Source organism: Nonomuraea sp. NPDC059007 (assembly GCF_042740555.1).
GTDB lineage: Bacteria > Actinomycetota > Actinomycetes > Streptosporangiales > Streptosporangiaceae > Nonomuraea.
In genome coordinates, this window is record NZ_JBHYJD010000002.1 from 475,405 (window position 1) to 501,351 (window position 25,947).

Annotated in this window: 21 protein-coding genes; 11 read left to right on the forward strand and 10 right to left on the reverse strand. The window is 68.0% G+C overall.

The genetic code is table 11. From position 1 onward, the window contains the following. Positions 1–18: 18 nt before the first annotated feature. Positions 19–927: an oxidoreductase gene (locus ACFWY5_RS05080; protein ID WP_379630571.1), complete on the reverse strand. Its 909-nt coding sequence runs from the start codon at positions 925–927 to the stop codon at positions 19–21. Positions 928–984: 57 nt separating this feature from the next. Here ACFWY5_RS05080 and ACFWY5_RS05085 point away from each other — a divergent pair, with 57 nt between their 5' ends. The 4 genes from ACFWY5_RS05085 (at position 985) to ACFWY5_RS05100 (ending at position 7,091) form a co-directional block, all read left to right on the forward strand. Then, on the forward strand, positions 985–1,398 hold the full coding sequence (locus ACFWY5_RS05085; protein ID WP_379630572.1) for a MerR family transcriptional regulator: 414 nt from the start codon (positions 985–987) through the stop codon (positions 1,396–1,398). A 198-nt stretch (positions 1,399–1,596) separates the two neighbouring features. Beyond that, positions 1,597–4,626 carry an SUMF1/EgtB/PvdO family nonheme iron enzyme gene (locus tag ACFWY5_RS05090; protein WP_379630573.1) on the forward strand — a complete coding sequence of 1,010 codons (3,030 nt, stop codon included), beginning with the start codon at positions 1,597–1,599 and terminating at the stop codon, positions 4,624–4,626. Positions 4,627–4,636: 10 nt separating this feature from the next. Further along, complete coding sequence (locus ACFWY5_RS05095) at positions 4,637–5,650, forward strand: hypothetical protein (protein ID WP_379630574.1); 1,014 nt, start codon at positions 4,637–4,639, stop codon at positions 5,648–5,650. A gap of 88 nt (positions 5,651–5,738) precedes the next feature. Further along, positions 5,739–7,091 carry a radical SAM protein gene (locus ACFWY5_RS05100; RefSeq protein WP_379630575.1) on the forward strand — a complete coding sequence of 451 codons (1,353 nt, stop codon included), beginning with the start codon at positions 5,739–5,741 and terminating at the stop codon, positions 7,089–7,091. A gap of 6 nt (positions 7,092–7,097) precedes the next feature. Here ACFWY5_RS05100 and ACFWY5_RS05105 read toward each other — a convergent pair whose 3' ends face one another. The 3 genes from ACFWY5_RS05105 to ACFWY5_RS05115 all read right to left on the reverse strand — a co-directional run bounded on the left by ACFWY5_RS05105 (position 7,098) and on the right by ACFWY5_RS05115 (position 9,381). After that, the gene (locus ACFWY5_RS05105) at positions 7,098–7,856 is read right to left on the reverse strand and encodes an SIR2 family protein (RefSeq protein ID WP_379630576.1); all 759 of its coding nucleotides are present in this window, start codon (positions 7,854–7,856) and stop codon (positions 7,098–7,100) included. Positions 7,857–7,872: 16 nt separating this feature from the next. Next, positions 7,873–8,388 (reverse strand): NUDIX domain-containing protein, encoded by a 516-nt coding sequence (locus tag ACFWY5_RS05110; RefSeq protein ID WP_379630577.1) that lies wholly within the window; start codon positions 8,386–8,388, stop codon positions 7,873–7,875. 87 nt (positions 8,389–8,475) lie between these two features. After that, entirely contained in the window at positions 8,476–9,381 is a 906-nt protein-coding gene (locus ACFWY5_RS05115) for a L,D-transpeptidase (protein WP_379610094.1), read from the reverse strand. Between the two features lie 141 nt (positions 9,382–9,522). On the opposite strand from ACFWY5_RS05115, the gene galE reads away from it, so the two are divergent. Further along, positions 9,523–10,506, forward strand: coding sequence for a UDP-glucose 4-epimerase GalE (gene galE, locus ACFWY5_RS05120; RefSeq protein WP_379630578.1), 984 nt, complete (start codon positions 9,523–9,525; stop codon positions 10,504–10,506). A 348-nt stretch (positions 10,507–10,854) separates the two neighbouring features. On the opposite strand, the gene ACFWY5_RS05125 is transcribed toward galE, so the two are convergent. Together ACFWY5_RS05125 and ACFWY5_RS05130 are read right to left on the reverse strand one after the other, a co-directional pair. Continuing rightward, positions 10,855–11,721 carry a hypothetical protein gene (locus ACFWY5_RS05125; protein ID WP_379610092.1) on the reverse strand — a complete coding sequence of 289 codons (867 nt, stop codon included), beginning with the start codon at positions 11,719–11,721 and terminating at the stop codon, positions 10,855–10,857. Between the two features lie 105 nt (positions 11,722–11,826). Beyond that, positions 11,827–12,717 (reverse strand): hypothetical protein, encoded by an 891-nt coding sequence (locus ACFWY5_RS05130; protein ID WP_379610091.1) that lies wholly within the window; start codon positions 12,715–12,717, stop codon positions 11,827–11,829. A gap of 192 nt (positions 12,718–12,909) precedes the next feature. Between ACFWY5_RS05130 and sucC the strand changes: the two genes are divergently transcribed. The 3 genes from sucC to ACFWY5_RS05145 all read left to right on the forward strand — a co-directional run bounded on the left by sucC (position 12,910) and on the right by ACFWY5_RS05145 (position 16,802). Continuing rightward, complete coding sequence (gene sucC, locus ACFWY5_RS05135; RefSeq protein ID WP_379630579.1) at positions 12,910–14,091, forward strand: ADP-forming succinate--CoA ligase subunit beta; 1,182 nt, start codon at positions 12,910–12,912, stop codon at positions 14,089–14,091. Continuing rightward, entirely contained in the window at positions 14,091–14,966 is an 876-nt protein-coding gene (sucD, locus tag ACFWY5_RS05140; RefSeq protein WP_379610089.1) for a succinate--CoA ligase subunit alpha, read from the forward strand. The genes sucC and sucD overlap by 1 nt, the downstream gene beginning before the upstream one ends. A 216-nt stretch (positions 14,967–15,182) precedes the next feature. Then, positions 15,183–16,802 carry a DUF6350 family protein gene (locus ACFWY5_RS05145; RefSeq protein ID WP_379610088.1) on the forward strand — a complete coding sequence of 540 codons (1,620 nt, stop codon included), beginning with the start codon at positions 15,183–15,185 and terminating at the stop codon, positions 16,800–16,802. Between the two features lie 244 nt (positions 16,803–17,046). On the opposite strand, the gene ACFWY5_RS05150 is transcribed toward ACFWY5_RS05145, so the two are convergent. Next, positions 17,047–17,466, reverse strand: coding sequence for a hypothetical protein (locus ACFWY5_RS05150; protein WP_379630580.1), 420 nt, complete (start codon positions 17,464–17,466; stop codon positions 17,047–17,049). A 74-nt stretch (positions 17,467–17,540) separates the two neighbouring features. Here ACFWY5_RS05150 and purN point away from each other — a divergent pair, with 74 nt between their 5' ends. The 3 genes from purN (at position 17,541) to ACFWY5_RS05165 (ending at position 20,041) form a co-directional block, all read left to right on the forward strand. Next, on the forward strand, positions 17,541–18,158 hold the full coding sequence (purN, locus tag ACFWY5_RS05155) for a phosphoribosylglycinamide formyltransferase (RefSeq protein WP_379610086.1): 618 nt from the start codon (positions 17,541–17,543) through the stop codon (positions 18,156–18,158). Positions 18,159–18,189: 31 nt separating this feature from the next. Continuing rightward, on the forward strand, positions 18,190–19,752 hold the full coding sequence (gene purH, locus ACFWY5_RS05160) for a bifunctional phosphoribosylaminoimidazolecarboxamide formyltransferase/IMP cyclohydrolase (RefSeq protein WP_379630599.1): 1,563 nt from the start codon (positions 18,190–18,192) through the stop codon (positions 19,750–19,752). Between the two features lie 112 nt (positions 19,753–19,864). Next, positions 19,865–20,041 (forward strand): hypothetical protein, encoded by a 177-nt coding sequence (locus ACFWY5_RS05165; RefSeq protein WP_379610084.1) that lies wholly within the window; start codon positions 19,865–19,867, stop codon positions 20,039–20,041. Here ACFWY5_RS05165 and ACFWY5_RS05170 read toward each other — a convergent pair. From ACFWY5_RS05170 to ACFWY5_RS05180, 3 genes are read right to left on the reverse strand one after another with little or no spacing between them, the layout of a single operon-like run. Beyond that, complete coding sequence (locus ACFWY5_RS05170; RefSeq protein WP_379630581.1) at positions 20,001–20,918, reverse strand: ROK family protein; 918 nt, start codon at positions 20,916–20,918, stop codon at positions 20,001–20,003. The two genes, ACFWY5_RS05165 and ACFWY5_RS05170, sit on opposite strands and share 41 nt — an antisense overlap. Continuing rightward, positions 20,918–21,760 carry a hypothetical protein gene (locus ACFWY5_RS05175; protein ID WP_379630582.1) on the reverse strand — a complete coding sequence of 281 codons (843 nt, stop codon included), beginning with the start codon at positions 21,758–21,760 and terminating at the stop codon, positions 20,918–20,920. The genes ACFWY5_RS05170 and ACFWY5_RS05175 overlap by 1 nt, the downstream gene beginning before the upstream one ends. Beyond that, entirely contained in the window at positions 21,757–25,845 is a 4,089-nt protein-coding gene (locus tag ACFWY5_RS05180; RefSeq protein ID WP_379630583.1) for a glycoside hydrolase family 38 C-terminal domain-containing protein, read from the reverse strand. Before ACFWY5_RS05180 ends, ACFWY5_RS05175 begins: the two co-directional genes overlap by 4 nt. Between the last annotated feature and the right edge of the window lie 102 nt (positions 25,846–25,947).

Genomic DNA, 25,947 nt, shown 5'->3' on the forward strand with positions numbered 1-25,947 from the left:
CGGGAGGTGCGCTTTGGGTCAGGTGAACGCGTCCACCCCGGTCAGTTTCGCGGACAGCTCCCACAGCCGCGCGGCGCCGACCGGGTCGACGGCCCACGGTTTGACGCCGCCGACGAGCATGTCGTCCGTGGTCGCGGGCGCGGCGACCGCGCAGTCCTGGCAGTAGGCGCCGCCAAGCCCGTCGAGCGCGGGCGAGGTGGCCGCCCACGTCGCGGTCGCCGCGCCCTGCGCGGGCGTCTTGAACCCCTGCGCGGGCCGCCCGTCGGCCGTGATCCACCCCTGCGCCACCTGCTCCTCGCGGGGGATCCGCCGCTGGAGCGGCGTGAGGATACTCCCCGGATGTACGGCATGCGCCTGGATCCCCAGCCGATCCAGGTGCACGGCGAACAGGGCGTTGGCCGTCTTCGACTGCGCGTACGCCAGCCAGTGGTCATACCCGCGGTGAAAGTGCGGATCATCCCACCGCATGCCAGACAGAAAATGCCCGGCCGAACTCACCGACACCACCCGAGTCCGCCCCGGCACCAGCGCCGACCGCAGCTGGTTGACCAGCGCGAAGTGCCCGAGATGGTTGATCGCGAAGTGCGCCTCCCACCCGTCCCCGACCCGGGTCTCCGGCCAGGCCATGATGCCCGCGTTGGCGATCACGATGTCGAGCGTCGCGACCGGCGGAGAGAAGTCCCGAACACTGGCCAGATCAGCCAGATCGAGCGCCAGAACGTCCACCCGCTCGGTCCCGAGCAGCGCCCGCCGTGCCACCTCCATACGCCGGGCAGGCACGATCACCCGCGCCCCCGCCCCGCTCAGCGCCCGCGTGATCTCCAGCCCGAGCCCCGAGTACCCGCCGGTCACCAGCGCGTTGGAACCCCGCAGGTCCACCCCGGCAAGCACCTCGTCGGCCGTACTCCATGCCCCGTATGTCGTCATGCGGAGGAGACTAAAATCTAGAGCGCACTCTAGGTCAAGCTAAGGAGAGGCTCGGGCATGCCCCTGTCAATCGGCGAGGTGTCACAGGCCACCGGCCTGAGCGTGCACGCCCTGCGCTTCTTCGAACGCGAGGGACTCCTGCTACGCGACATCCCGCGCACGCTCGGCGGCCAGCGCGCGTACGAGCGAGCCGACGTCGACTGGCTCCTGCTGTGCAACCGGCTGCGCGATTCCGGCATGCCGATCGCGACTGTCAAGCGCTTCGCCGACCTCGTCCGCGAGGGCCCCGGCAACGAGCCCGACCGCCTGGCGCTCCTACGCGAGCACGAACGCCAGGTCGAAGCCAGGATCGACGACCTGCGCGCCTGCCTGGCGGTGATCCACGACAAGGTCGTCGTCTACGAGCACCACGTAAAAACCGGCACCGCCACCGGCCTCTGGTCCCCACCTACTGTCTCACGCCCGCTTTGACGTGCCGGGAAGCAGCCATTTCGCCCTCAGCGCGATATGCACAGACTCTCAGTCGTTAATTGAGGAGGCTACGAGAGAGTCAAAGTTGAGGCTCTTCCATAAAGTGGATTCAATCCATGCGCCGAAGTCATCACGAACTCGGGGACAAGGTCCCAGTGTTATCGTCGTTGTGCGGAACTACCGAGCCGGTGATGTCAGATGCGACGACTCCCCGCAGAGCTCCTGGAAGCGGTGGCGGCAGGCGATGTTGTGCCCGTCGTCGGAGATTCGCTGAATCTCGGCAGACCGGCGGGCCCGGCCACGCCAGAGCAACTGGTGGCGGTGCTACGTGACCGAATGGGAGCCGAGTCCCTCGGTCGGCCGACCTACCGTGATCTTCCTCTGCTCGCTGCCCAGTACGAGGCGATGCGCGGCCCCCACGCGCTCGGCAGGCTGATCCAGGAGGAACTCGGCCAGTCCAGACCTCCCGTCAAGGACGCGCTTCTGCTGGCGGCCAAGACGTGCACAGAGGCGTTGATCACGACAAGTGTGTCCCACAGTGCGGAGGCCGCACTGATCCTTGCGGGTCACCGGCGCCACACGGTCATCGCCGATCCGATCAACGCCGCGTACGCGTCCAGCAGCCATCGGCCGTGGCTCATCAAGCTGGCCGGATGCGTTTCAAGACCTGAATCCGTCGTGATAAGCCAGGATCAGCTCATGTGGTTCTCCACGGCGATGGATCAGGTGGGTATCCTCGTCCGGGGGATTCTGCTCACCAAAACTCTGGTTTTTATCGGATACGCTCTTGATGATCCGTATCTCGAAATGTTGCACACTTTGCTGCAGACGTCGCCGACGCATTCCAGAAGAAGATACATTGTAACCGACCAGAAAATCCCGGCGATGGCGGCAATATGGGGGCGGCGCGGCTATGAGCTCATCTCGGGGGAATTGACCGAGAGCCTTACCGAGCTTGCGTCGCGGGTGAATCCGCGGGGACGATCGCTCCACCTTGCTCCGTCGGATCGTCAGCTTTTCGCTCTGCGACCGTTCAGGTTCCTCGACTACTTCACCGAAGCTGACTTGGAGGTCTTCTTCGGCCGCGACCACGATTCCGCCCTGCTGGCATCTATGGTGGTGAGCAGTCCATTCACCCTCATCGTGGGCCCGTCGGGAGTCGGTAAGACCTCCCTGGTGAATGCTGGGCTGGTACCGAAGCTGCACGCCGAGGGCTTCAATACGTACGCGGTGAGAGCTCTTCAGCACCCTGTGACGGAGATCCTGGCGGCGATCGGGCCTGAGGGGGCCCATGTCGCATCGGATGATCTGCACGACGCGCTCCGGCAGACGCTGCCCGGTAAACCAACCGTCGTCATCATCGACCAGTTCGAAGAGTTCTTCATGCGGGTCGGACCTGAGTCGCGCGAACAGTTCGCAAGGCAGCTCAGCGAGTGCCTTGCCAGCGAATCTCTGGATCTGCGAGTGGTCGTGGTCATACGCGAGGACTTCCTGCACTGCCTGCTGGAACTTGAGCCGCCGATAGACCATGTGTTCAAGAATCGCTATGCGGTTCGTCCGTTCACGCGTTCGCAGGCGATGCAGTTCTTCGCCTCGACCGCGCAGCGCTTCGCCATCGACATCGCACCTGCACTGGTCAGCCGCCTGCTGGATGACCTCGACAACGGTGGCATAGATCCGGCGCAACTGCAGATCGTCTGCCATGTGCTCCACGTGAACAGCTCGTCCGTTCTTGGGCTCGACGCCTACGAGCGACTCGGTGGCACCTCCGGCATCCTCGCGGCGTATCTCGATTCCACCCTTGAACAACTGCGTCCCGACCTACGTGAGGTGGCAAAGGTCATCCTCGCTTGCATGGTCTCGGCGGACCGGACAAAGGCGATGATGACCACCACGGAGATCGAGCGTGACACGCTCATGACCCGTGTCACGGTTTCCTCGGCGACGCTTCAGCAAGTCATCGACGAGCTTGTCAAATGGCGGGTCATACGTCCCGTTCCCGGACGTGATCGAGTCCTGGAGCTTGCCCACGATCTGCTCGCCCAGAAGATCTGGGCATGGATCGAGCCTGCTGAGGTGGAGCGGAAGTACGCCCGGCAGATTCTCCATCAGTCCGTGATGGACTTCGACCGGCTGAGGGCACTGCCGGGGCCGATCCAATGGGCCACGATCGAGAGATATCGGGAGGAGATCTCGTTCTCTCCCGAGCAGGCACGGGTGGCGCTCAGAACGGCCCTCCACCGGGACGAGAATGTGGCCTGGTGGATGGAGACGGCCGCACTCGCCGGACTCGACATCGGCCGTGAGCTTGTTCTGCTCATCGAGTCTGCTGATCCCGAAGCCCAGCTTGCCGCGCTGGACTGGCTGATGGCCGCCGATCATGCCAGCAAGGCCGACATACTGGACAGGTGTCTGGAGAGTGCCTACCCAGCCATCCGCCGTACGGCACAGCGTCTGACCCGGGGACACTACGAGGCTGCTGCGACCTTGACGGATGACGATTTTGTGGTGATTGCCAGCGGAGAATTCCTTTTCGGCACTGAGGATCCTCGATTTGAGCACTCGCAACCGGCATACCGCGTCCATGTGTCTTCTTATGCGCTTCAGCGGTTCCCTGTGACCAATCTGGAGTACGCTGATTTCGTCCGAGCAGGCCTGGCCAGGTCGCCTGAGCATTGGGGCAGCGAGAATCCTCCGCTTCGCCTCATGGAGCATCCGGTGACCCAGATCAGCTGGCACGAAGCAAACGCCTTTTGCGCTTGGTATGGCGAAAGAATACAACGCCCTGTCCGGCTTCCCACCGCGGCCGAATGGGAAAAGGCGGCCGGCTGGGATCCTGTTGCACAGCAGAAGCATCCGTGGGCATGGGGTGACCAATATGATTCCCGCAAAGCGAACACGCGGACGGGTGGCCCGGGTAAGACGACCGCCATTGGGCAATACTCTCCAGCAGGCGGCGACAGCCCCTACGGTGTGGTCGATATGTGCGGAAATACCTTTGACTGGGTATCGGATTGGTGGGCTTCTACGCACGACACCACCTGCTACCAAGATCCGGTGGGACCGCGCAGGGGTCAGCATAAATGTGCACGGGGTGGTTCTTGGGCGGGATCGGCGGAAGGAGCCAGCGCGGTGAGCAACAAGTACTCCCTTGCTCCGGACACGCGCAATGAATATGTCGGCTTCCGGATGGCATATTCACTGGCTCGCCAGTCGGAACGGGACTGAGGAATCCATCATGACGGAGAGAAAAGCGGCCTTCCCTGTCGTCATCGACGAGGCCCGGATGCGGCTACTGGCCGACACCATGGGGCAACTGAAGCTGGCCGAAGACTTCTCGGCGCAACTGACGCCGATGACCGGAGCCGATGACGAGACTGCCTTGCGTGCATATCTGTGGGCAGCTGCCATTTGCCACTCTACTAAAGGTGGCCTGTCTGGATACTTCTCCGGAAGATACTTCAAGGGCTGGGATTTCCTTCTGCGTGCATTCGTCGGACAGGCGGCGCTGGCCCCTGGTTCGCTCGATCCGGCAGTCATGGCACGGTGCTCCGCGCGGGATCTCGATGTGCTGCTCTCTGCCCACAGCACACGAACCGAAATGTCCCTGGCAGACCTACCCAGGCGCGCGGAGATTCTCCGCGAGACGGCCGCGGAGCTCTCCAGCCAGTTCGATGGCAGTGTGTTGAGGTTGCTCCGCCAGGCGGACAATGCCGTGGGCGGGACCGAGGGTGCCTACGCGCTCCTCGAAAGGCTGCCAGCGTTCCGTGACGTGCTGCAAAAGAAGAGCAGCGCGTTTCTTATGACAGTGCACTTTTCGGGGCTATGGCACATCGAGGATGATGAGAACATCCTGCCCATGATCGATTATCATCGGATGCGGGTGCTCATGCGCACTGGCTGCATCGTGGTGCAGGATGCGGAGACAAATCGACGGCTCAGAAACAGGGAACGTGTGGAGCCGATCGTAGAAGCTGTCATTCGCAAGGCTTCAATGCGGGTCTGCGCTATGCTGCCCAAAATTGCGGACATGCCAATGTTCGACTTCGATGTGCTGTTGTGGGCTCATGCGCGGAGCTGCTGCAGAAATGCTCCCGTGTGCACCAGCGGGAAGATGGAGAACGATTCCTTTACGTCCTACCTATCAATACCTACGATGGACCGCTGTGTCTTCGAAGCCTGGTGTCCCGGCGCCGTGGACGCGCGTGTCCGCGATTTCTGGGAGCCGATTGTGGCGACGGAGGACTATTGAGAAGGCTGAGACGGTGTTAACTGCTTCGCCTTGACGAGAAGCTGCTAGTGGGCGATCATTAGGTCCCCTGGCTCGGGATGGGTATCCCATGTGGCACGAGGCGCAGCTGCGTGAAATCTCGCAAGAGCTGGAACCGGCCAAGCATAGTTTTACCTACACCTATCCACCGCCGTATAGGGCGCTACGTGACGGTGAATGCGGTGGTGTAACTGGAAAGTCTCTGCAGGTTTGGCGTGACTTCAGCATGTACCTGCACGTTCCGTTCTGCAGGATGAATTGCAACTTCTGTAGCCTTCATCGGCAGTTGAGCCGGGACGCGGAGGAAGTCGAGGTCTATCTTGCGGCCTTACGTCACGAGGTTCGAATACTGGATGAGCAGATCCCCAACGCACGGCTGACTTCTCTCTACCTGGGCGGCGGCACACCGAGCATGCTTGAGCTAGGGCAGGTCAGTGGTCTTTTGGACCAGATAGCCGCGAGCTCCGCGGTGGAAGTGACGATGGAGTGCGCTCCGGACGGCGCGCGTGACGCGTCGCAATGGCGGTCCTACTTGCGCACCCTCACGTCACGGGTGCACCTGCCCGTTTCCCGGGTGAGCATCGGGGTGCAGAGCTGGCAGAACCGCACGCTGCGCAGAATGGGAAGGACCGGGATCCACACGACCGAGGATCTCCTGAGGGCGGCAGACACTTTCGTCCCCAGCTACAACGTGGACTTCGTGCTCGGCTATCCACAGGCACCCACCACGATGGTGGAGGAGGCGCACGGCATCCTGCGCGCAGTGGATGTCCTTCGCCGCCGCGGTTTGACGCTGCCGAGTGTGAGCGTCTACCAACTCTGGGATGTCGACCGGATTCCGGCAACGCGCCGCCGCGCGGACGAGCTACCCGGGCGCACGCTGGTCGCTGAGGCGCTGTGGCATGTACAGAGCGGTCTCTATGACAGGGGGTACGGCTCCAGCGCCGGCACGACCTTCGTCCGAGGCCCGGAGCACAGGCACAAATGGGCGGCGCATCGTTACAGGGATTTTCGGCACCTGGGTCTCGGCTCCGGAAGTTATTCATTCTTGCCGTCGGGTTTCGCGCAACGTGCCCGCAACGTGGCCGGATACCAGCGGGTTTTGGCTGACGACCGAATCTCCTGGATGGAGGTCGATCACGCTCTGAACACCGTGTTTCACCTGACCAATGACGACGTCGAGATTCGGCGCATCATCGGTGGGCTCCGCTCTGGAAGTCCGGTCGCGCTACCTGACCCCATTCCCTCACTCAGTTCGCGCATCGACGAAATACTGGGGAAGGTTAGGCGGCTGTGCGAGGTTGAGGTCCTGGAACGGCAGGCCGGAACCGTTGCGCTGGCGGAAGCCGCTTTCATGCTGACCAACGCCGTTTCGGCCTTCCTCCACCCGGCGGACTGCCCGCGGAAGCCGTCCCGAGTGTGAAGCGGATCAGACGGCCGCGGCTAGGTCGCGAGAGAAGCTGAGTGCGTCCTGGTCGATGACATCGACATGTTCCTCCCGCCACACCTGGATCGTGGCCGCGGCGACGCCACGTTGAACCGCGTAGGCCCGGCGCCGCAAGGGTCCAAAACGCCGCGTGCATGTGTAGAAGATCCGCTTGAAATCAGGGTCATTCAGTGCGTAGCCGATAAACAGCAGCGTTTTGGTGGCGAAGTACCCGTCGACCAAGGATGCAAGCCCGGGACGAACGGCAAACAGATCGTAGTAGTCCTTGTCGGTCACCACGATGGTGTCGGGGCGTGCCAGGGTGCCGTGCAGTTTGATCACGGGCACCTCGGCACTCTGAAGGAAGGGCAGCTCGGAGTCAGTGACCAGCGTCCGATGACGTATGCGATGAACGTGGAGTGCGCGCTCGATCAGATGGTCCCAATTCGTGGAGACATACGCGGTGAAGGGAAGCCCGCACAGAGCGAGGTGGGCTGCGGTCGGCGGTAACCGATCGTCGTTCACCCGGCCGAGAAGGAACGTCAGCAAGGCGTGCCGGCCACGCATGGCCGAGTAGGTCGTCGAGACCTCGACCAGGTCGTCCTTATTGCCGTCGAAGCCGTCGATGCGATCGGAGAGGCCGTGGGCAAGCTGGACACCAGTGGGCAATCCGGCTTGGGCTGAAAGCCCTGCGCCGCAGAAGACGATTGTCTCTCCGTGCCGGACGGAGTCGATCAGCTCGGAGGGAATTGGAGCCGACATGGCCGCATTGTAGTCATTAATAGTCGCGATCCGGCAGATAGGGTCTGGCTATTTGTAGATCCTCGAAGAAGCCGTCAGTGAACGTGAGTTCGCCGCTACTGCACTTGAGCGCTAGGCTTTCTGGGCGATCATAGCCAACCCAGGCCACTTCTTGCGCGTCCACGGAATCTTGACGTGGCTGCTCATCTGTGCTTCCGAGCAGCAGATAGCGGTAACGCCCATAGGAGTTGAGTCCGTGGCTCAGCAGTGTGAGTTCGCGCAGGGACACGCCTGTCTCCTCGCGAACCTCCCGCCTCGCCGCATCGAGAGGCGTCTCGCCTGAGATGATGGCCCCGCAGACGTGGTCGATGTCGCCGGGATTCACGTCCTTGCACAGCGACCGCTGGTGCACCAGGATCTCACCGCGAGCATTGTGGATGACGACGATTACTATCTGAAGATAGAAATCGTGATATCGGCCGATGTCGTATCGCGGAATCGCGGGAATGGCAATTCTGCCGCCGCTGTCCACCAGGTCGACGGTCTCGGTCATTGAAGGAGAATACTGATAGCCGATATTAATCGTCAATCGCAAGTAGGTTTATTCGGAAACGTTCCCTTTGGGGTGATCGCTGAATGCCTACCGGGGCAGGGCGCTGCCCTTCTTCCACTCGGTCCAGTTGAGCTGCCAGTAGCTCCAGCCGTTGTTCCAGTCGAGCTTGCGCTTCGTGCCGGTGATCTTGATGACGTCGCCGCGCTGGGCGATGCCGTAGAACCACTTGGCGCCGGCGGGGGTGGCGCGTACGCAGCCGTGGCTCTGGTTGCTGCGGCCGAGGAAGTGGTAGTAGCCGGCGCTCTGGTGGACGTACTCGCCGCTGTCGGAGATCCGGACCGCCCAGGGGATCTCCTCCTTGTAGTAGCGGGGGTCCTTGGGGTCGGTGACGCCCAGCCACGAGGAGGTCATGGTCTCGATGGGCTTCTTGTTCATGGCCAGGTGGATGCCGCTGGTGGTCAGGTAGACGTCGACGCCGTTCTTGACCAGGCCACCCTTGCCCGCGCTGATCGGGATCTTCTTGGCGAGCTTGCCGTCGCGGGTGACGCGCATGACGTGCTTGCGGGTGTCGACGACGGAGATGTTCGCGGGGCCCACGGCGAAGCGCTGGGTGACGTCCTTGACGGACTCGTTGCCGGCCAGCTTGCTGAGCTGGGCGGTGAAGGTGACCTTCTGGTGCGGCTTCCAGTAGAACTTGGTGCGGTAGATGACCTTGCGCGCCGACACCCAGCGCCAGGCGCCGTCCACCGGCCGCTCCGACTGGACCTGCAGCAGCGCCTCGACCGCCGCCTTGTCCTGTACGTCGCGGTCGAACGTCACGATGATCGGGAAGCCGACGCCGACCTTCTCCTTGTCCTGCCCCATTGGGGTGATGTCGGCGATATCCAGCTTTTTCGCAGCAGCGGCGGTGACGGCCGCGGCGGGCTTCGCGTGCGCGACAGAGGGTACGGCCAGCAGGCCGCATGCCAGCGCCACGGCGACGAGCAATCTCACGTGGGTACTCCGGGGACAAAGAGGGTGGTGCGTTCCAGAAGTAAGACAAGTGACGGGCGGGGTTGGTGCGTCCGATCCGTGTAACGATCTTGCAACGGCTTCTGGCGCGGCGCTTGGGCCGCGATGGGTAGGGTGCGGGCTGTGCGAGTACTCATCAGCGGTGGAGCGGGTTACATCGGCAGCACGATCGCCTCGGCGTGCCAGGACGCGGGGATCGCCCCGGTCATCCTGGACAACCTGGTGACCGGTCGCAGGGAGTTCGCCGAGGAGCGGGACTTCTACAAAGGCGACATCGCGGACGGCACGCTGATCGACCGGATCTTCGCCGACCATCCGGACATCGAGGCGGTCATCCACTGCGCCGCGCTGATCGTGGTGCCCGACTCGGTGGCCGACCCGGTCGGCTACTACCGCGCCAACGTCGCCAAGAGCCTCGACTTCGTGGACCACCTGATCAGGAACGGCTGCCGCCGCCTGATCTTCAGCTCGTCCGCCTCGATCTACCGGGCGGGCGACGACTTCACCGTGGACGAGGAGTCCGGCCTCGACCCGCAGAGCCCCTACGCCCGCACCAAGGCGCACTGCGAGGCGATGTTCGCCGACATCGCGGCCACCCAGCCGATCGACGTGCTGTCGCTGCGCTACTTCAACCCGATCGGCGCCGACCCCAAGATGCGCACCGGCCTTCAACTGCGCCGCCCGAGCCACGCGCTGGGCAAGATGATCGAGGCGTACGAGCTGGGGGAGCCCTTCCAGATCACCGGCACCGGCTGGCCGACCCGCGACGGCTCCGGCATCCGCGACTACATCCACGTCTGGGACCTGGCCACCGCGCACGTGGCCGCGCTCAAGCGGTTCGACACGGTCATCTCGCAGGCCCAGGTGATCAACCTGGGCACGGGCGAGGGCACGACGGTGCGGGAGCTGGCGGACGCGTTCAACGCGGTCGTGGACCGGCCCGTCGAGGTGGTCGAGACCGCCGCCAGGCCCGGGGACGTGGCCGGCGCCTACACCCGCAGCACGCTGGCCGGTGAACTCCTGGGCTGGACGGCCGAGCACACGGTCGCCGAGGGGATCCGGCACTCGCTGGAATGGGCGCGGATCCGGGACACCCGCCTGGCGTGAACGCCGTCGGCCGGTCAAGGGAGCGGCGTCACGGCGGGGACCACGTGAGACTGCCGGGCGGCGCTTGAGGCCGGGCATGGGGTACGGCGGGGCGCGGTGGGCGCGGCCCTGCCGTAACAGCGGAAAACCGCCGTGACGGCGGGAAAGCGACCGTGGCGGCGGGAAAGCGACCGTGGCGGCGGGAAAGCGACCGTGACGGCGGGAAAGCGACCGTGACGGCGGGAAAGCGACCGTGACGGCGGGAAAGCTGCGGCGGGCGCGCTGGATGCGGCCCGCCGTGAGTGCGAAAACTGCCGCAACCGCGGAAGCTCCTGCAACTACGAGAAGCAGCCGCGAATGCGGAAAGGGCTACTTGGCGACGACGTCGCCGTTGGGGAGCGTCAGGCCGTCGGGGATCTCGCTGGTGCCGTCCTTGAACTCGGTGCTGACCTCGTCGGCGGGCGGTGCGGTGACCGTGACCTTGGAGCCCCAGCCGGTGTACCGGGTGTCGACGCTCAGCGTCTCCTTGCCTTCGGCGGTCATGCCGATCGCGGCCGGCGAGTACGTGGTGACCAGGCGCTTCGGCAGGCCCTTGCCGTCAAGCTGCAGCTTCCAGCTGATGACGACCTTCTGCTGCTTCTTGGTCGGCTTCTCGAAGAGCGAGGCCCGGTACCAGGCGGAGACCTTGTTCAGCTGGCCGACCGTGATGGCGCCCGCGTAGCCACCCTTGATCGCCTTGCCGCTCTTGACCAGGGTCTTCAGCGTGTTCGGCTCGGTGATGTTGATGATCTGGCCGTAGAGGCCGGTGAGCCCGCCGGTCGGGCCCTTGGGGAACTTGATCCACGTCTTGTCTTCGGGCAGCAGGGTGCCGAACATGCCGCCGGAGATGTACGACGTGGTGCCGATGCGGATGGTCCGCTCGGGCGAGAACAGGCCCTTGAGCAGGTCAGGTGCGTCATCGGGCAGGTCGGACTGCTTGAAGTTGAACTTGCCGGTGATGTCCGAGGCGGCGAGGCCGGCCTTGGAGAAGGCGAAGGTGCCGGTGCGGCGCATGAAGATTTCGCGCTGGCCCCGGTTGGAGAGGATGGTGCGGTCGACGAACTTCACACCGGTTCCCGCGACGAACTGCTTCTTGAGCGCCACGACGGGATCCTTGGGCGCTGCCGCCTGAGCGGGGGCGGCGGTGAGGGCTGCGGCGGCCACGGTGAGGGCGACGCCGGCGAAGATGCGCTTCATGGGGCCGAAGCTTGGCAATCGTAGATCACGGCATGGTCTCCCTAAACCCATCTGTTATGGGAGTTTCCATGCAGAAACCATGCAGAGCTCCGGCCCCATGAGCCGCTACTGCACCGTGCCGTCGTCGCTCGGCGGCACCGCGACGTAGTTCTTGTCGATCGGCGTCGGCGGCCTCAAGGTCTCCTTGACCAGGTCATCGATGCTGATGATCGACTCGGCCGTCGGGGTCTTGACGGAGACGTCGGCGCCCCAGTCGGAGTAGCGGGTCTCGGTCGTGCCCCTGATGGTGACCTTTTTGAACAGCGGCATCGTCCAGTCGATCGCCAGGCGCTGGGGGAGCTGCCCCTCGCCGAGCGTCAGCCGCCACGAGATGGGCGACTTGCCGATCTTGCCGGTCGGCTTCGGGCCGAACTGGACGCGGAAGGACGGCGAGACCTTGTACAGCTCGGCGAAGGTGAGCGTGCCGCGGTAACGCGGGCCCGTGTGCTTGCCGGTGGCCAGAAGGTGCTTGAGCGTGGCCGGCTCGAAGACGTTGATCAGCTGGTCGCCCATGGCCGCGAACGACGGGTCGCCGTCACCGCGTACCCAGAACTTGTCGTCGGGCAGAAGCTGGGAGAAGAGCCCGCCGTGAACGTAGTAGTGCCTGCCCGTGCTGACCATGTACGTGCGCTCGGTGAGCAGTTCGACCGCGTCGGCCATCTCAGGGTTGTCCTTCACCTGGGCCGCGAGCTGCTTCTTGAGCCTCGCCGACAGCACCGGGGTGCGGCTGGTCTCGGCTCCCGTGACGCCCTTCGGCCCGAACGCCACGACGCCCTCGCGCACGGCGCCGATGTACTCCTTCTTGCCGGACCAGGTACGCGAGACCTCCTTCACCCTGACGCCCTGACCGGCGACGAACTGCTTCTTGAGCGCGTCCACCGGTTTGACCTGGGCGAAGGCCGGAGGAGCCACGATCATCGCGGCAGCCGCCGCGGCAACGGCGATCAATCGCCTCATTTATGCCCCCTTATTGACATATGCCAGGGCATCATCGCGAGGTGAGATCACCGTCACATCACGGGATTCGCGTGACCCGATGACCTGGGCAGGTCAAGCTTGGGGCTAGGCTTCGTTGGCGGAAAACGCCCGGCACGCACGGGGTGGCCCGGGCCGTCGAACACTCAGTCGGAATAGCAAGGACGGACCCTCGTGGACCTGTTCGAACATCAGGCGAAGGAGCTCTTCGCGGACTACGGCATCCCGGTGCCGCGCGGCATCGTCGCCCACACCGTGGAGGAAGCACGCGCGGCGGCTGAACAGCTGACCGGCCGTGTCGTGGTCAAGGCCCAGGTGAAGACCGGTGGGCGCGGCAAGGCCGGCGGGGTCAAGGTGGCCGACGACGCCACCGACGCCGTGGACAAGGCCACCGCCATCCTGGGCATGGACATCAAGGGCCACACGGTCCACAAGGTGCTTGTGGAGGAGGCCAGCGCGATCGCGGAGGAGTACTACTTCTCCTTCCTGCTCGACCGTGCCAACCGGACGTTCCTCGCCATCTGCTCGGCCGCGGGCGGCATGGACATCGAAGAGGTCGCCCACAGCACCCCCGAGAAGGTCGCCAAGGTGCCCGTCTCGGCCATCAAGGGCATCGACCGCGCCACGGCGCGCGAGATCGCCGTCGCCGGCGGCCTGCCGGAGAAGTCGCTGGACGGCGCCGCCGAGCTCATCGAGAAGCTCTGGTGCTGCTTCGTCGACGAGGACGCCACGCTGGTCGAGGTCAACCCGATGATCCTGTCGGCCGACGGCCAGGTCAAGGCGCTCGACGGCAAGGTCACGCTCGACGACAACGCCGAGTTCCGCCAGAAGGATCACGAGAAGTTCGCCGACAAGGCGGCCGAGGACCCTCTTGAGGCCAAGGCCAAGGAGAAGGACCTCAACTACGTCAAGCTCGACGGCAACGTCGGCATCATCGGCAACGGCGCCGGCCTGGTCATGTCCACGCTCGACGTGGTCGCCTACGCCGGTGAGGCCTTCGCCGGCAAGCCGTCGCCCGCCAACTTCCTCGACATCGGCGGCGGCGCCTCCGCCGAGGTCATGGCCTCCGGCCTGGAGATCATCCTCTCCGACCCGGCCGTGAAGTCGATCTTCGTGAACGTCTTCGGCGGCATCACCGCCTGCGACGCCGTGGCCAACGGCATCGTCGCGGCGTTCAAGCTCCTGGAGGAGCGCGGCGAGGCCGTGACCCACCCGCTGGTGGTCCGACTCGACGGCAACAACGCCGCCCTCGGACGGCAGATCCTGCACGACGCCAAGCTCACGGGCGTCGAACTGGTCGACACCATGGACGACGCGGCCAAGCGCGCCGCCCAGCTCGCTGCGGTAGGTGCGTAATGGCAATCTGGCTGACCGAGAACAGCAAGATCATCGTCCAGGGCATGACCGGCGGTGAGGGCACCAAGCACGCCAAGCGCATGCTCGCCGCCGGCGCCCGCGTCGTGGGCGGCGTCAACGCCCGCAAGGCCGGCACCACCCACCTCGACCTGCCCGTCTTCGGCACGGTCAAGGAGGCCATGGAGGCCACCCGCGCCGACGTGTCGGTCGTCTTCGTGCCCCCGGCGTTCACCAAGGACGCGGTCAAGGAGGCCATCGACGCCGAGATCCCGCTCTGCGTGGTCATCACCGAGGGCGTCCCGGTTCACGACTCCACCGAGTTCTGGGCCTACGCCGTCGAAAAGGGCAACAAGACCCGCATCATCGGTCCGAACTGCCCCGGCATCGCCTCGCCCGGCGCCTCCAACGCCGGCATCATCCCCGCCGACATCACGCCCCAGGGTCGCATCGGCCTGGTCTCGAAGTCCGGCACGCTCACCTACCAGCTCATGTACGAGCTGCGCGACTTCGGCTTCTCCACCGCGGTCGGCATCGGCGGCGACCCGGTCATCGGCACCACGCACATCGACGCGCTCCAGGCGTTCCAGGACGATCCGGGTACCGACGCGGTCGTGATGATCGGTGAGATCGGCGGCGACGCCGAGGAGCGGGCCGCGGCCTACATCGAGCAGCACGTCACCAAGCCCGTGGTCGCCTACGTGGCCGGCTTCACCGCGCCGGAGGGCAAGACCATGGGCCACGCCGGCGCCATCGTCTCCGGTTCCGCCGGAACGGCGCAGGCCAAGAAGGAAGCCCTGGAGAAGGTCGGCGTCCGGGTCGGCAAGACGCCGTCCGAGACCGCCCGGCTGATGCGGGAGATCATGCAGGCCCGCTGAGCTCCATCGCCTTCGCCGAACCCCCGTGCCGCCGTTCCCGGCGCGCGGGGGTTCGCTTTTTTTTGGGGGGTAAGGCTGACGCCGATCCTGCCGTGCGATACGCGGGTCGAACTTGGGGAAGACCTCGCTGGTCGGAAGGCGTAAAGGGGACTAATAGCAGCCCGGACGGCGCGGCGATGGGGGTGTAGGCGTCAAAGTTGAGGAAAATAGGTTCCCGTGACGGCGCTACTCGACCAGCTACGGACGGCTCCCCGCGCCGTCCTCGGCAAGATCCCCGGGGTCACTGGCGACGACGACGAGTCCAGGCGGCCGCTGCCGGTGTCGGGCATGCTGGCCGCCGCCTGTACGTTGGGCGTCGGGCTGGCGGTCCTCACCACCCTCACCCTGATCGGCTGGATGGCGGCGCCCCGCGGGGCGCTGGGGCCGGGTTTGCCGGGGGTGTTCCGTACCGCGGCGCAGCTCTGGCTGGCGGCGCACCATGCCGGGTTCGCGATTCCCGGTGGGCGGGTCGGGTTGCTGCCGCTGGGCTTGCTCGTTCTGCCCGCCTTTCTGCTGTACAAAGCCGGGCGGTGGATGGCCAGGGACGCCGATCTGCGGTTGCGGCTGCCCGCCCGGCTGCCCAAGAACTCGCCCAAGGAGAAGGCCAACGCCCGTCGCCGCGCCCAGCTGATCCTGGTGGCGCAGGCGGGGGTCTCGCTGGCGGCGCCGTACGCGCTGCTGGCGGGGTTGATCGCGCTGGTCGCGCGCAACGACATCACCCAGCCCTACATCGGTGAGGCGCTGCTGAGCCATTTCCTGCTGGCGTTCGTCGTGGGGGCGCTGGCCACCGCGCGGACGATCGGGCCGTGGCGGTCGATGTTGCGGCTGCTGCCCGAGCGGGTGCGCGCGGTCACCGTGGGTACGGCCGTCGCCACCGCGATCATGCTGGCCGGCGGGCTGGTGCTCGTGGTCGTGGCCGTCGCCCTGAACTTCGGCGATGTCAGGGCACTGTCCGGGCAACTGTCGACCGGGTTCGTGGGTGGGGCGCTGCTGCTGCTCGTTCAGGGGCTTTACCTGCCCAACGCCGTGGTGTGGGCGATGTCGTACATCGCCGGTCCGGGGTTCGCCTTCGGCACGGGTACGCTCGTCGCGCCCACCGGGGTACAACTCGGGATGGTGCCCAGTCTGCCGCTGCTCGGGGCGTTGCCCGACAGCGGGCCCGTGCCGGCGCCGATGATGGCGGTGATCGCGCTGCCGTTCGCGGCAGGGGCGGTGGCGGGGGTCATGGTGGCGCGGATCGCGCCGTCGCCGTCGTATGAGGTGGCTCCGCTGTGGGGGTTCTTCTCCGGGGTGAGCACCGGGCTGGTGGCCGGGTTGCTGGCGGCGTTGTCCGGCGGGCCGCTGCGGGGCGGACGGCTGGCCGCGGTCGGGCCGTCGCCCTGGGAGGTGGCGCTGTCGGTCTGCCTGGAGGTCGGGGTCGCGGCGGGCATCTCCGCCGGGGTGGCCAACTGGTTGCTGCTGAACAGGAAGGCACGCAAGCCGCTGGACAGGGCGGCCACGCCGGTGCGCAAGGCCGGTGCCGTACTCGCGAAGGCCGCCAGCAAGGTCGGCCTGGCGGAAGCCGACGCGCGCCCGCTGCCGGGCCACTGGATGGACGCCACCGAGGCGGACACGCAGCCGATCCCGGTGATCCGTGACGACTGGCAGGACGAGCACGCTTCGGCGGCCGGAGCCGACACCGCCCCCCACATCCGCCACGAACCCGCCCGCCCGCCGCGCCGCGACATCATCGACGAGTCGGACGACCGGGGCGGCCACGTCATCTACATCGACCCCTACGCCTGGGACCGCGACTAGCACCCCCTGCACAACTACCCGCCCTCCGGGGGAGCCGGGTGCACCGCCAGAGCATGTGGGTGCGCTCAGCTTGCCGGGGCTCCGCCGCCTGGGTGCCGTGCGTCCCGGGGGGCGCCGCGGAGCGGGTACCCGCGATGCGTGGCCTGGAGCACCCGCAAGGGCCTGGTTGCCTCTGGGGTGGTTCGGGTGCCGGGGGGAACTTCGCGGGTCTGCGGCGGCGCCGGGTGGGGGCGTGTCGTGGGGGTCAGGGTTGGACGGTGTTGAGGATGCGGAGGACCTCCGGTGGCAGCTTCTTCTCCGTCGCGTCCCGGAACTGGGTGTAGCACTCGCCCTGCGACGCCACCGTCCCCGCCCCCTTCATGCACTCCTGGTAGGCCGAGTACTCGTCCATCAGGTACAGCTGCAACGCGGTCGCGATGGCCGACAGCACCAGGGCCACGGTGGAGACGGCGATGCCGCCGGTCGCGGTCCCGGTGGGCTTCTTGGAGGCGCGTAGCAACGGCAGCGCCCGTATCCCGGTCATCATGGCGAAGACGGCCATCACCAGCCCGGCGAGGGGCAGCATGAACGTCATGGCCAGCGCTGCGATGGACAACCAGATCGCGCGGCGTCCCGCGGATTCCGCGGGCTGCTGGCCTGCCGGCGCCTGAACAGGTGTCGACACCTGACCTCCTCTGCGTCGCCGGGCGAGTGAGCAGATACGCTGTCAGCCCATCCCGGCTTCCAATTGGAGTGCGCGTGTCTAAGGCTGGGCGGCTCGTCGTCCTCGTTTCCGGCTCTGGAACCAACCTACAGGCCTTGCTGGACGCTTCCGCCGACCCGGCGTACGGAGCGCGGGTGGTGGCGGTGGGCGCGGACCGGGAGGGCATCGAAGGTCTTGCCAGGGCCGAACGCGCACAGGTCCCGACGTTCGTGGAGAAGCTGCGCGATCACCCCGGCCGGGCCGTATGGGATGAGGCGTTCGCGGCGCGCATCGCGGAGCACGAACCCGACCTGGTGGTCTCGGCCGGCTTCATGAAGATCCTCGGCGCCCCCACGCTGGAGGCGTACCCCGTGCTCAACACCCACCCCGCGCTGCTGCCGTCGTTCCCCGGCGCGCACGGGGTGCGTGACGCGCTCGCCCACGGCGTCAAGGTCACCGGGTGCACGGTGATGCTGGCCGACGCGGGCGTCGACACCGGCCCGATCATCGCGCAGGAGACCGTGAAGGTCCTCGACGGCGACGACGAGGCGACGCTGCACGAGCGCATCAAGACCGTCGAGCGGGAACTGCTCGTCGACATCGTGGGCCGCATGGCCCGAGAAGGCTGGGCCGTCCACGGGCGGACAGTGATCATTGGAGGGGCGCGTGACTGAGCGCAGCGAGGGAACAGATCAGCAGAGCACACTGTCGTTCAAGGCCGACGAAGGAGGCCTTGGGCGACGCATCGCAATCAGGCGGGCGCTGATCGCGGTATACGACAAGTCGGGGCTTGAGGAGCTCGCGCGGGCTCTCGACGCCGCCGGCGTCGAGATCGTCTCCACCGGGGGTACGGCTGCCGCCATCGCCGCGGCCGGCATCCCGGTCACCAAGGTGGAGCAGCTGACCGGCTTCCCCGAGTGCCTCGACGGCCGGGTCAAGACCCTGCACCCGCGCGTCCACGCGGGCCTGCTGGCCGACCTCACCAAGCCGCATCACGTGGCCCAGCTCGACGAGCTGGAGATCGATCCGTTCCAGCTGGTCGTGGTCAACCTGTACCCGTTCCGGCAGACGGTGGCCTCCGGCGCCTCTCCGGAGGAGTGCGTGGAGCAGATCGACATCGGTGGCCCCGCGATGATCCGCGGCGCCGCGAAGAACCACGCCACCTGCGCGGTCGTCGTCGATCCGGCCGGCTATCCGGGGATCCACGCGGCCCTGGAGGAGGGCGGTTTCACGCTGGAGCAGCGCAGGAACCTGGCCGGCGCCGCCTACGCGCACACCGCCGCGTACGACGTGGCCGTGGCGACCTGGTTCGCCGACGTGTACGCCGGTGACGGCGGGTTCCTGGGCGCGGCGTGGGAGCGCAAGGCGGTGCTGCGCTACGGCGAGAACCCGCACCAGGAGGCCAGGCTCTACACCGAGGGCGAAGGCGGCCTGGCCGACGCCCGGCAGCTCCACGGCAAGGAGATGTCCTACAACAACTACCTGGACGCCGACGCCGCCTGGCGCGCCGCCTGGGACTTCACCGAGCCCTGCGTGGCGATCATCAAGCACCAGAACCCGTGCGGCATCGCCACCGGCGCCGACGTGGCCGAGGCGCATCGCAAGGCGCACGCCTGCGACCCGGTCTCCGCCTACGGCGGTGTGATCGCGGTCAACGGCGAGGTCACGGCGGAGCTGGCCGGGCAGATCGCCGAGGTGTTCACCGAGGTCGTGGTGGCCCCGGCGTTCGCCGAGGACGCGTTGGCCGTACTGACGAAGAAGAAGAACCTGCGCCTGCTGGTCTGCCCGCAGGGCCCGGCGAACCCGACGGAGTTCCGCCGCATCGACGGCGGGCTGCTGGTGCAGCAGGTCGACCGGATCGACGCGCCCGCTGACGCGGCGGCGCGGTGGGAGCTCAAGGCGGGTGCGGCGGCCTCGCCCGAGGTGCTGGCGGACCTGGAGTTCGCGTGGCGGGCGAGCCGCTCGGTCAAGTCGAACGCGATCCTGCTGGCCAGCGACCGCGCCACGGTCGGCGTGGGCATGGGCCAGGTCAACCGGGTCGACTCGTGCCGGCTCGCGGTGACGCGGGCGGGCGAGCGGGCCGCCGGTTCCGTGGCGGCCTCCGACGCGTTCTTCCCGTTCGCCGACGGGCTTGAGGTGCTCATCGAGGCCGGTGTGAAGGCGGTCGTGGAGCCCGGCGGGTCGGTCCGTGACGAGGAGGTCGTCGCCGCCGCCGAGAAGGCCGGCATCACCCTCTACTTCACCGGGACCCGGCACTTCTTCCACTGATCACGCTGAATCCACACCTGGGCTCCCGGGTGTGGATTTTGTGGTCAAAGAGCGGCAAAAATCCGGTTACCCTGATGGCTTCCGTGCCGGTTCCTTCTCCCGGAGTGCCTCGATGCTCGATGTGATCCTGCGCGCCTACGTGGCGACGATGGACTTCGCGACCAGCCCGTTCGTCCTGGTGGGTCTCGCCTTCCTCGGCGCGTACCTGGGCGTGAAGGCCGTGGAGCGCATCCCGTTCACGCGCCGCATCATCGAGCGCCGCGAGGCTCAGGCGGCGGAGCGAGACTAGTCCAGGCGAGCCTGGCGGCGCCGGCGAGGCCGGCTCGGACGCCCAGTGTGGTGGGGCGGACCTCGACCGCCTTCACGAACGCCAGTCCCGCCACCTCCGCGATGGCGCGGTCCAGCGGCTCGAACAGGACCTTGCCCGCCCCGGCCACGCCGCCGCCGATGACCACGGTGCTCACCTCGACCGCGGCGGCCATGGAGACGATCATCGCGGCCAGCGCGCGGGCGCCGCGCTCGAAGGCGGCGACGGCCGTCGCGTCGCCGTTCTCGGCGTCGGCGGCCAGGTCTTTGGCGTCGGCGCCGGTCCAGCCGTGTTCGCGGGCCCAGCGGACGAGGTTGGGGCCGCTGGCGTAGCGTTCGACGCAGCCCCGGCCGCCGCACTCGCATTCCTCGCCGTACGGGTCCACGGTCATGTGCCCGACATGTCCGGCGTTGCCGGTGGGGCCGAGCAGCGGGACGCCGTCGATCACCAGTCCGCCGCCGATGCCGGTGGACACCACCATTCCGAGCAGCGACGCGCTGCCCCGGCCCGCGCCCAGCCAGTGCTCGCCGACCGCGAAGCACTGCGCGTCCCCGGCCAGCACCGTGGGCAGCCCGGTGAGCTCGCCCACCCGGTCGCGCAGCGGGAAGCCGCGCCAGCTCGGCATGTTCACCGGGCTGACCGTGCCCGCGACCGCGTCGAGCGGTCCGGCGCTGCCGATGCCGACCGCCAGCGGCCGCGGGCCGCCCTCCGTGACCTTGCGGACGAGACCGGCGAGCGCGCCCATCACGTCGTCGCGCGGGGTGGGGACGGTGCCGTCGCGCAGCACCGCCCCCCGGTCGTCGACCAGCGCGGCGGCCAGCTTGGTGCCGCCGATGTCGATCGCGAGAACGCTGCCCATCAGTGCTTGTGGTGGTTGTCGGGCTGGCGCGGGTCGCCCGGGTGTTCAAGACCCGGCACGAGCTCCACCCGCTCGGCCCGCAGCCCGTCCAGCCACCGCGCGAACGCGCGCCGCCGTGCGGCCTCCTCCAGCCCTCCATCCGGTACGCCCGCCCGGCCGGAGGCGGGAAGGGCGAGGGCCACATGCCAGCCCAGGGCGTCCTCGACCGGCCCGGCCAGGGTTCCGTACGGCTGCCCGGCCAGGGCCTCGGCCACGGCGCCCGGCAGGGTGTCGAGCGCGACCTCTCCCAGGGATTCCAGCTCCTCCGCGGACCAGGCGGCGGGCCGTTCGGCGTAGAGGCGGTGGCGTACCTCGGCGACCTCCTCGGCGGGCGTGGCGGACCGAGCCCGCCAGGCCGCCGGAACCTCCGCCTGGACGTGCTCGAACAGCGCCTTCACCCACGGGCTGCCGTTGTAGGCGGAGGCGTTGATGGAGCCCAGCTCGACCGCGGCCAGCCGGTCCAGGGCGGGACCCTCGACCGGGGGCAACCCGAGCCGCAGCGCCTCGTCCTCGCACAACACCTCGGTCAGGATCACCTGGGTCAGCCAGCGGGCCAGTTGCCGGTCCTCGGAGCTGCCCGGCACCGGCAGCGCGGCGCTGAGCGGCCCGTCACGCAGTTCGGCGACGCGCCGGTCGAGGGGTTCGCGGGGGATCGGCCGCCCGTTGACCCAGCCGATCACCGCGCCCACGCCGGGCGCGGACGGCGCTCCGGTCGCGGGCGGGCGGGTACGGACGGGCGCCTGCTCGACGCCGTGCCCGTGCCCATGCCCGTGCTCATGTCCATGCCCATGTCCGTGGCTCATCGGGTCACCTCCAGCCGCACGACCGGCGCGTACTGGCACCGGCCGAACCACATCACCTTCGCGAGAGCCCAAGCATGGCCGGGCGCCGCGTCCTGTGGCACCTCCACGGGGAAGTCCACCTCGACGCTCTGCCCGGCGGGCACGGTGAAGCCGCGGATGACCTGGGGCAGCATCTCCCACGTTCCCCAGGGCGCGGCCAGTTGGGCCTCGCCGCGGATCTCGCCGGAGGTGGTGTTGGCCAGCCGTACCGTGACGGTGTCGCGCGCGCCGGGACGGAGGGAGAGCGACTCCGCGGCCATCGTGACCGTCAGGCCGGTGGCGCGGCCCTCGGTGGCCTTGGTGCCCTGGGCGGCGGCCCAGTCGTCCTCGGGCGGCGGGCCGGCGACCGGGAGTTCGGGGGCCTCGCCGAGCGCCACGGTGGCGACGTCCTCGATGAGCTGGCCGTGGGCGAGGGTGCGGGCGGAGACGTAGTGGAGGCCCTGGCCGGGGGCGGGGGTGACGGTGGCGGTGAAGCGCACGTGGCCGTCGGCCTCCAGGCGGAAGGGACGGCGCCCGGGGGTCACGGCCCAGCCGTCGGGGACCTGAACGTCCACGACGCCCTCGTGGGCGTGGCGGCCCGCGACGACCACCTCGACCTCGAACGGGCCGGTGGGCGTGACCAGGCCGGGGGTGATCGCGACCGACAGCGGCAGGTAGCCGAGCGGGGCGGGACCCTTGTTGTGCAGCCAGTAGCGGCTGTAGACGGGCTGGGCGATCTCCGCGACCGCGCCGGACTCCGCGTCGCCCAGCGGGACGGGCGCGATGAACGTCGCCACCTCCGAGCCGGACAGCTCCAGCGAGGCGCCGGGTGCGCGGGAGGATTCCAGCAGATCGGAGCGGACGAGCCCGTCCAGGGGGAGCACCGGTGAGTCCAGGGCGGCCGTGGAGCCCAGCCCGGTCGACTCCACCAGCCGGATCGTGACGCCGTCCGGCCGGTCGAGCGTGCCGTGGGCGTGCGGGTTCCCGGTGGCCTTGACGGTGCCGAACAGCACGTCGCGGGCGGGCGAGACGCTCAGCAGCGAGTGCGTCGCCGGCAGCGTGCCCTCCTGGGCCTCCACCACCCGGGGCAGCATCGGCGTGACGAACTCCTGCCCGGCCGCCGGCAGGTTCAGCGCCCGCCAGTCGCCCTGCCCGGCCACCAGCGAGTAGTGGAACTCGTGCGTCCAGTGCTGCAACTGGAACCCCGACCCGTCGGGCGTCGTACGGCGGGGCGGATCCAGCCAGATCCCCGAAGGCCACCCGGTGCACGAGCGCATCAGCGACAGATGCAGCGCCCCGGCCGGATCCACCGCGAACCCGGGCAGCCCGTAGGTGAGCAACGCCACCGTCCGGTCCTCCAGCTCCTCGGCGCCCGCCGGGCAGACGGCCGAGATCCGCGCGTCGGCCAGGTCGGCCACCAGCTCGCTCACCGGCCCGGCCACGACCAGGGCGGGCAGGGAGCGTACGTCGCGCAGGTCGGCGCTGGGCTGCCACACCTCGGCCAGCGGCTTCTCGGCCGGTACCCAGACCAGCGGGGCGCCGGACTTCAGCGCGTCCAGGTAGGCGGGGTCGCTGCGGGACAGCAGCTCGTCGGCCAGCGGGTTGTCCTGCGGGCCGCCGATGATGACGCGGAAGTCGGGCAGGTTCGAGTCGACGTCCAGCCAGCCGTACCTGCTGCCGGCGGCGGTGGAGGTGGTGGCGGTCACGCCGGCGCGGGCGAGCGCCACGACGAGCTCGCGCGCCTTCGGCGCGTCCTGCGGGGACGCGACGACCACCTCGGCGACGCCGAGCGCTCGCGAGCCCGCCTCGCCGAGGTCGACACGGGCGGTCGCGGACAGGCCGAACCAGGTGTTGGCCGGGTTGTCGAGCGTCCAGGGGTGCTCGGCGGCGTCCACGTCGGGCAGCGCGAAGCCGCGGCCGACGACGGCGCCGGCGACGTCGGAGACCGGCAGCGCGCCGGGGACGCCGGCGGGGAAGGACACGCGCAGGAGCCGGTCGGCGCCGGTGTAGTCGAGCACGCGGGTGCCGAAGTCGATCCGGTCGGATCCGGTCAGCAGGGTGATCGTCTGCTCGTAGCCGAGCTCGCCGACCCGGCCGGTGACGATCAGCCGCCGGCCCAGCGGGCTGGTCTCGGCGCGGACGGTCGCGGCGGTCGTGCCGGATCCGGTGGACTGCCCGTTGGGCATGAGGTGCCAGGGGCCCTCGCCCATGTCCGGGTGGGCGGGGTACTCCTCGTAGAGGCGCAGCTCGTTGCCGAGCCCGGTGAGGATCTCCCGGCCGGACGCCTTGTCGTGGACGGAGGTGAGCGTGCCGCCCTGGGCGGGGTCGGCCTGGATCCGCCAGCGCTCGTTCTCGATCGTGGTACTGCTGTCGCCCACCCACGCCCCGCTGTTGCCTGGAACGACCGGGTAGGTGCGCCAGCCCATCGACGGCACCTCCCCGGCCAGGAAGGTGGTGGTGCCGTCCTCGGTGACCGAGGGCACGCCCTCGACGGTGAGGCCGGGCGCGAGGCGTACCGACACCAGGCCGTCGCGCGCGAACGACAGCGTGTTCGTCACCACGACGCCGCGCCCGTCGGCGGAGATCTGGCAGGTCAGGGCGTCGAGGGCCTGGTCGCGGGCCTCGGCGGCCAGGTCGTACGCCTCCCGCCAGCCGGTGAGCAGGTCGATGTAGACCTGGTCGGACTCCGAGCCGGTGATCGCGTCGTGGTGGGCTCCGTAGGCGAGCTGCCGCCAGACCTTGTCCAGCGCGGTGTGCGGGTAACCGCCGTGGCCGAGCAGGGCGGCGAACACCGACAGCCGCTCGGCGTCCAGCGCGGCCACCTCCGCGGCGCGCTGTGCCTGCTTGGTGTCGATGTAGGAGACGTCCTTGCCGGTGTAGATGGGGTTCATGTCCCGGGTCTGCGGGCTGAAGGACGTGACCTCGGCGCGGACGGCGTCCAGGAAGTCGCGCGGCGTGCCGCAGACGAACTTCGGCCACACGTAGTGCTCGGCCCAGGTGCGGTGGATGTCGGTGACCCATTTGTTGGGCGGCGTGTAGTCGGTGCCGACGGGCAGCAGGATGTTCTTCGAGGCGGCGACCGGCTTCAGCGCGCGGTAGAGCTCGAAGACGGCCTGCGTGGCCTCCTCCAGCGAGGGCGAGGAGTCCATCCACCAGCCCGCGGAGTAGTGGGCGGGCATGTAGTGCGTCAGCACGCCCAGCCCCGACGGCGAGATCCACTCGAACTCGCTGGGGAACTGCATCAAGGTGGCGTCGTTCTTGGCCTCCTTGAAGTTCTTGCTGATCGGGCCCCACTGGTGGAACGGGCCGCGGGCCCACGCGCTGCCGGTCAGCCCGGCGGCGGCCAGGTAGCCGGGGAACTGCGGGTCGTGCCCGAACGCGTCGAGCTGCCAGGCGGTGCGCGGGTCGCCGCCGAGGATGTCGCGCTGGTAGCCGACGCCGTAGACGATGTTGCGGATCGTGGTCTCGGCGCCGGTCAGGTTGGTGTTCGGCTCGTTGTAGGTGCCGCCGAGCAGCTCGACCCGCCCGGCGGCCATGAGCGCGCGCAGGTCCTTCCTGCGCTCGGGGTGCGTGTCGAAGAACGGCTTGAGATAGTCCACCTCGGCCAGCACGAACTTGTAGTCAGGGTCGCGCAGCGCCAGCTCGATGTGCGCCTCCACCAGCGCGAACGCGTTGCGCTCCCAGAGCGGCCTGGTCGTGGAGTCACCGGACAGGAACTCCCACGGGCTGGTGTAGGCGGCCTGCGTGTTCCACCAGACCGGGTCGTAGTGGAAGTGCGAGACCAGGAACATCGTCCACCCCGGCTCCTCGGCGGTGAACTCGGCCTCCAGCACCTCCCCGCCCAGCGTGACAACGATGGACACGACCGCCCCGGGAGCCACCGAGACGTCGAGCGGCACCTCCACGACCACCTCGCCGTCGCCGGCACTCACCCATGCCGGCCGCGCCTGGGCGACCCCCTCGCCGCGCACCTCCAGCGCCTGCTCCTGCTCGCCCTGAGCGGCTCTGACCTTCAAGATCTGGTACGGCGCGGCCTCCGATCCCACGAACAGATCGGTAGATTCCACGGACAACAGTCGAGCGGGCAAGGCGGACTCCTCGCGAGGGGGCGACGCTGACGCCGTCACGATAAGCGCTCGCCGAACCGATGGCAACGTTGTCATCCGATC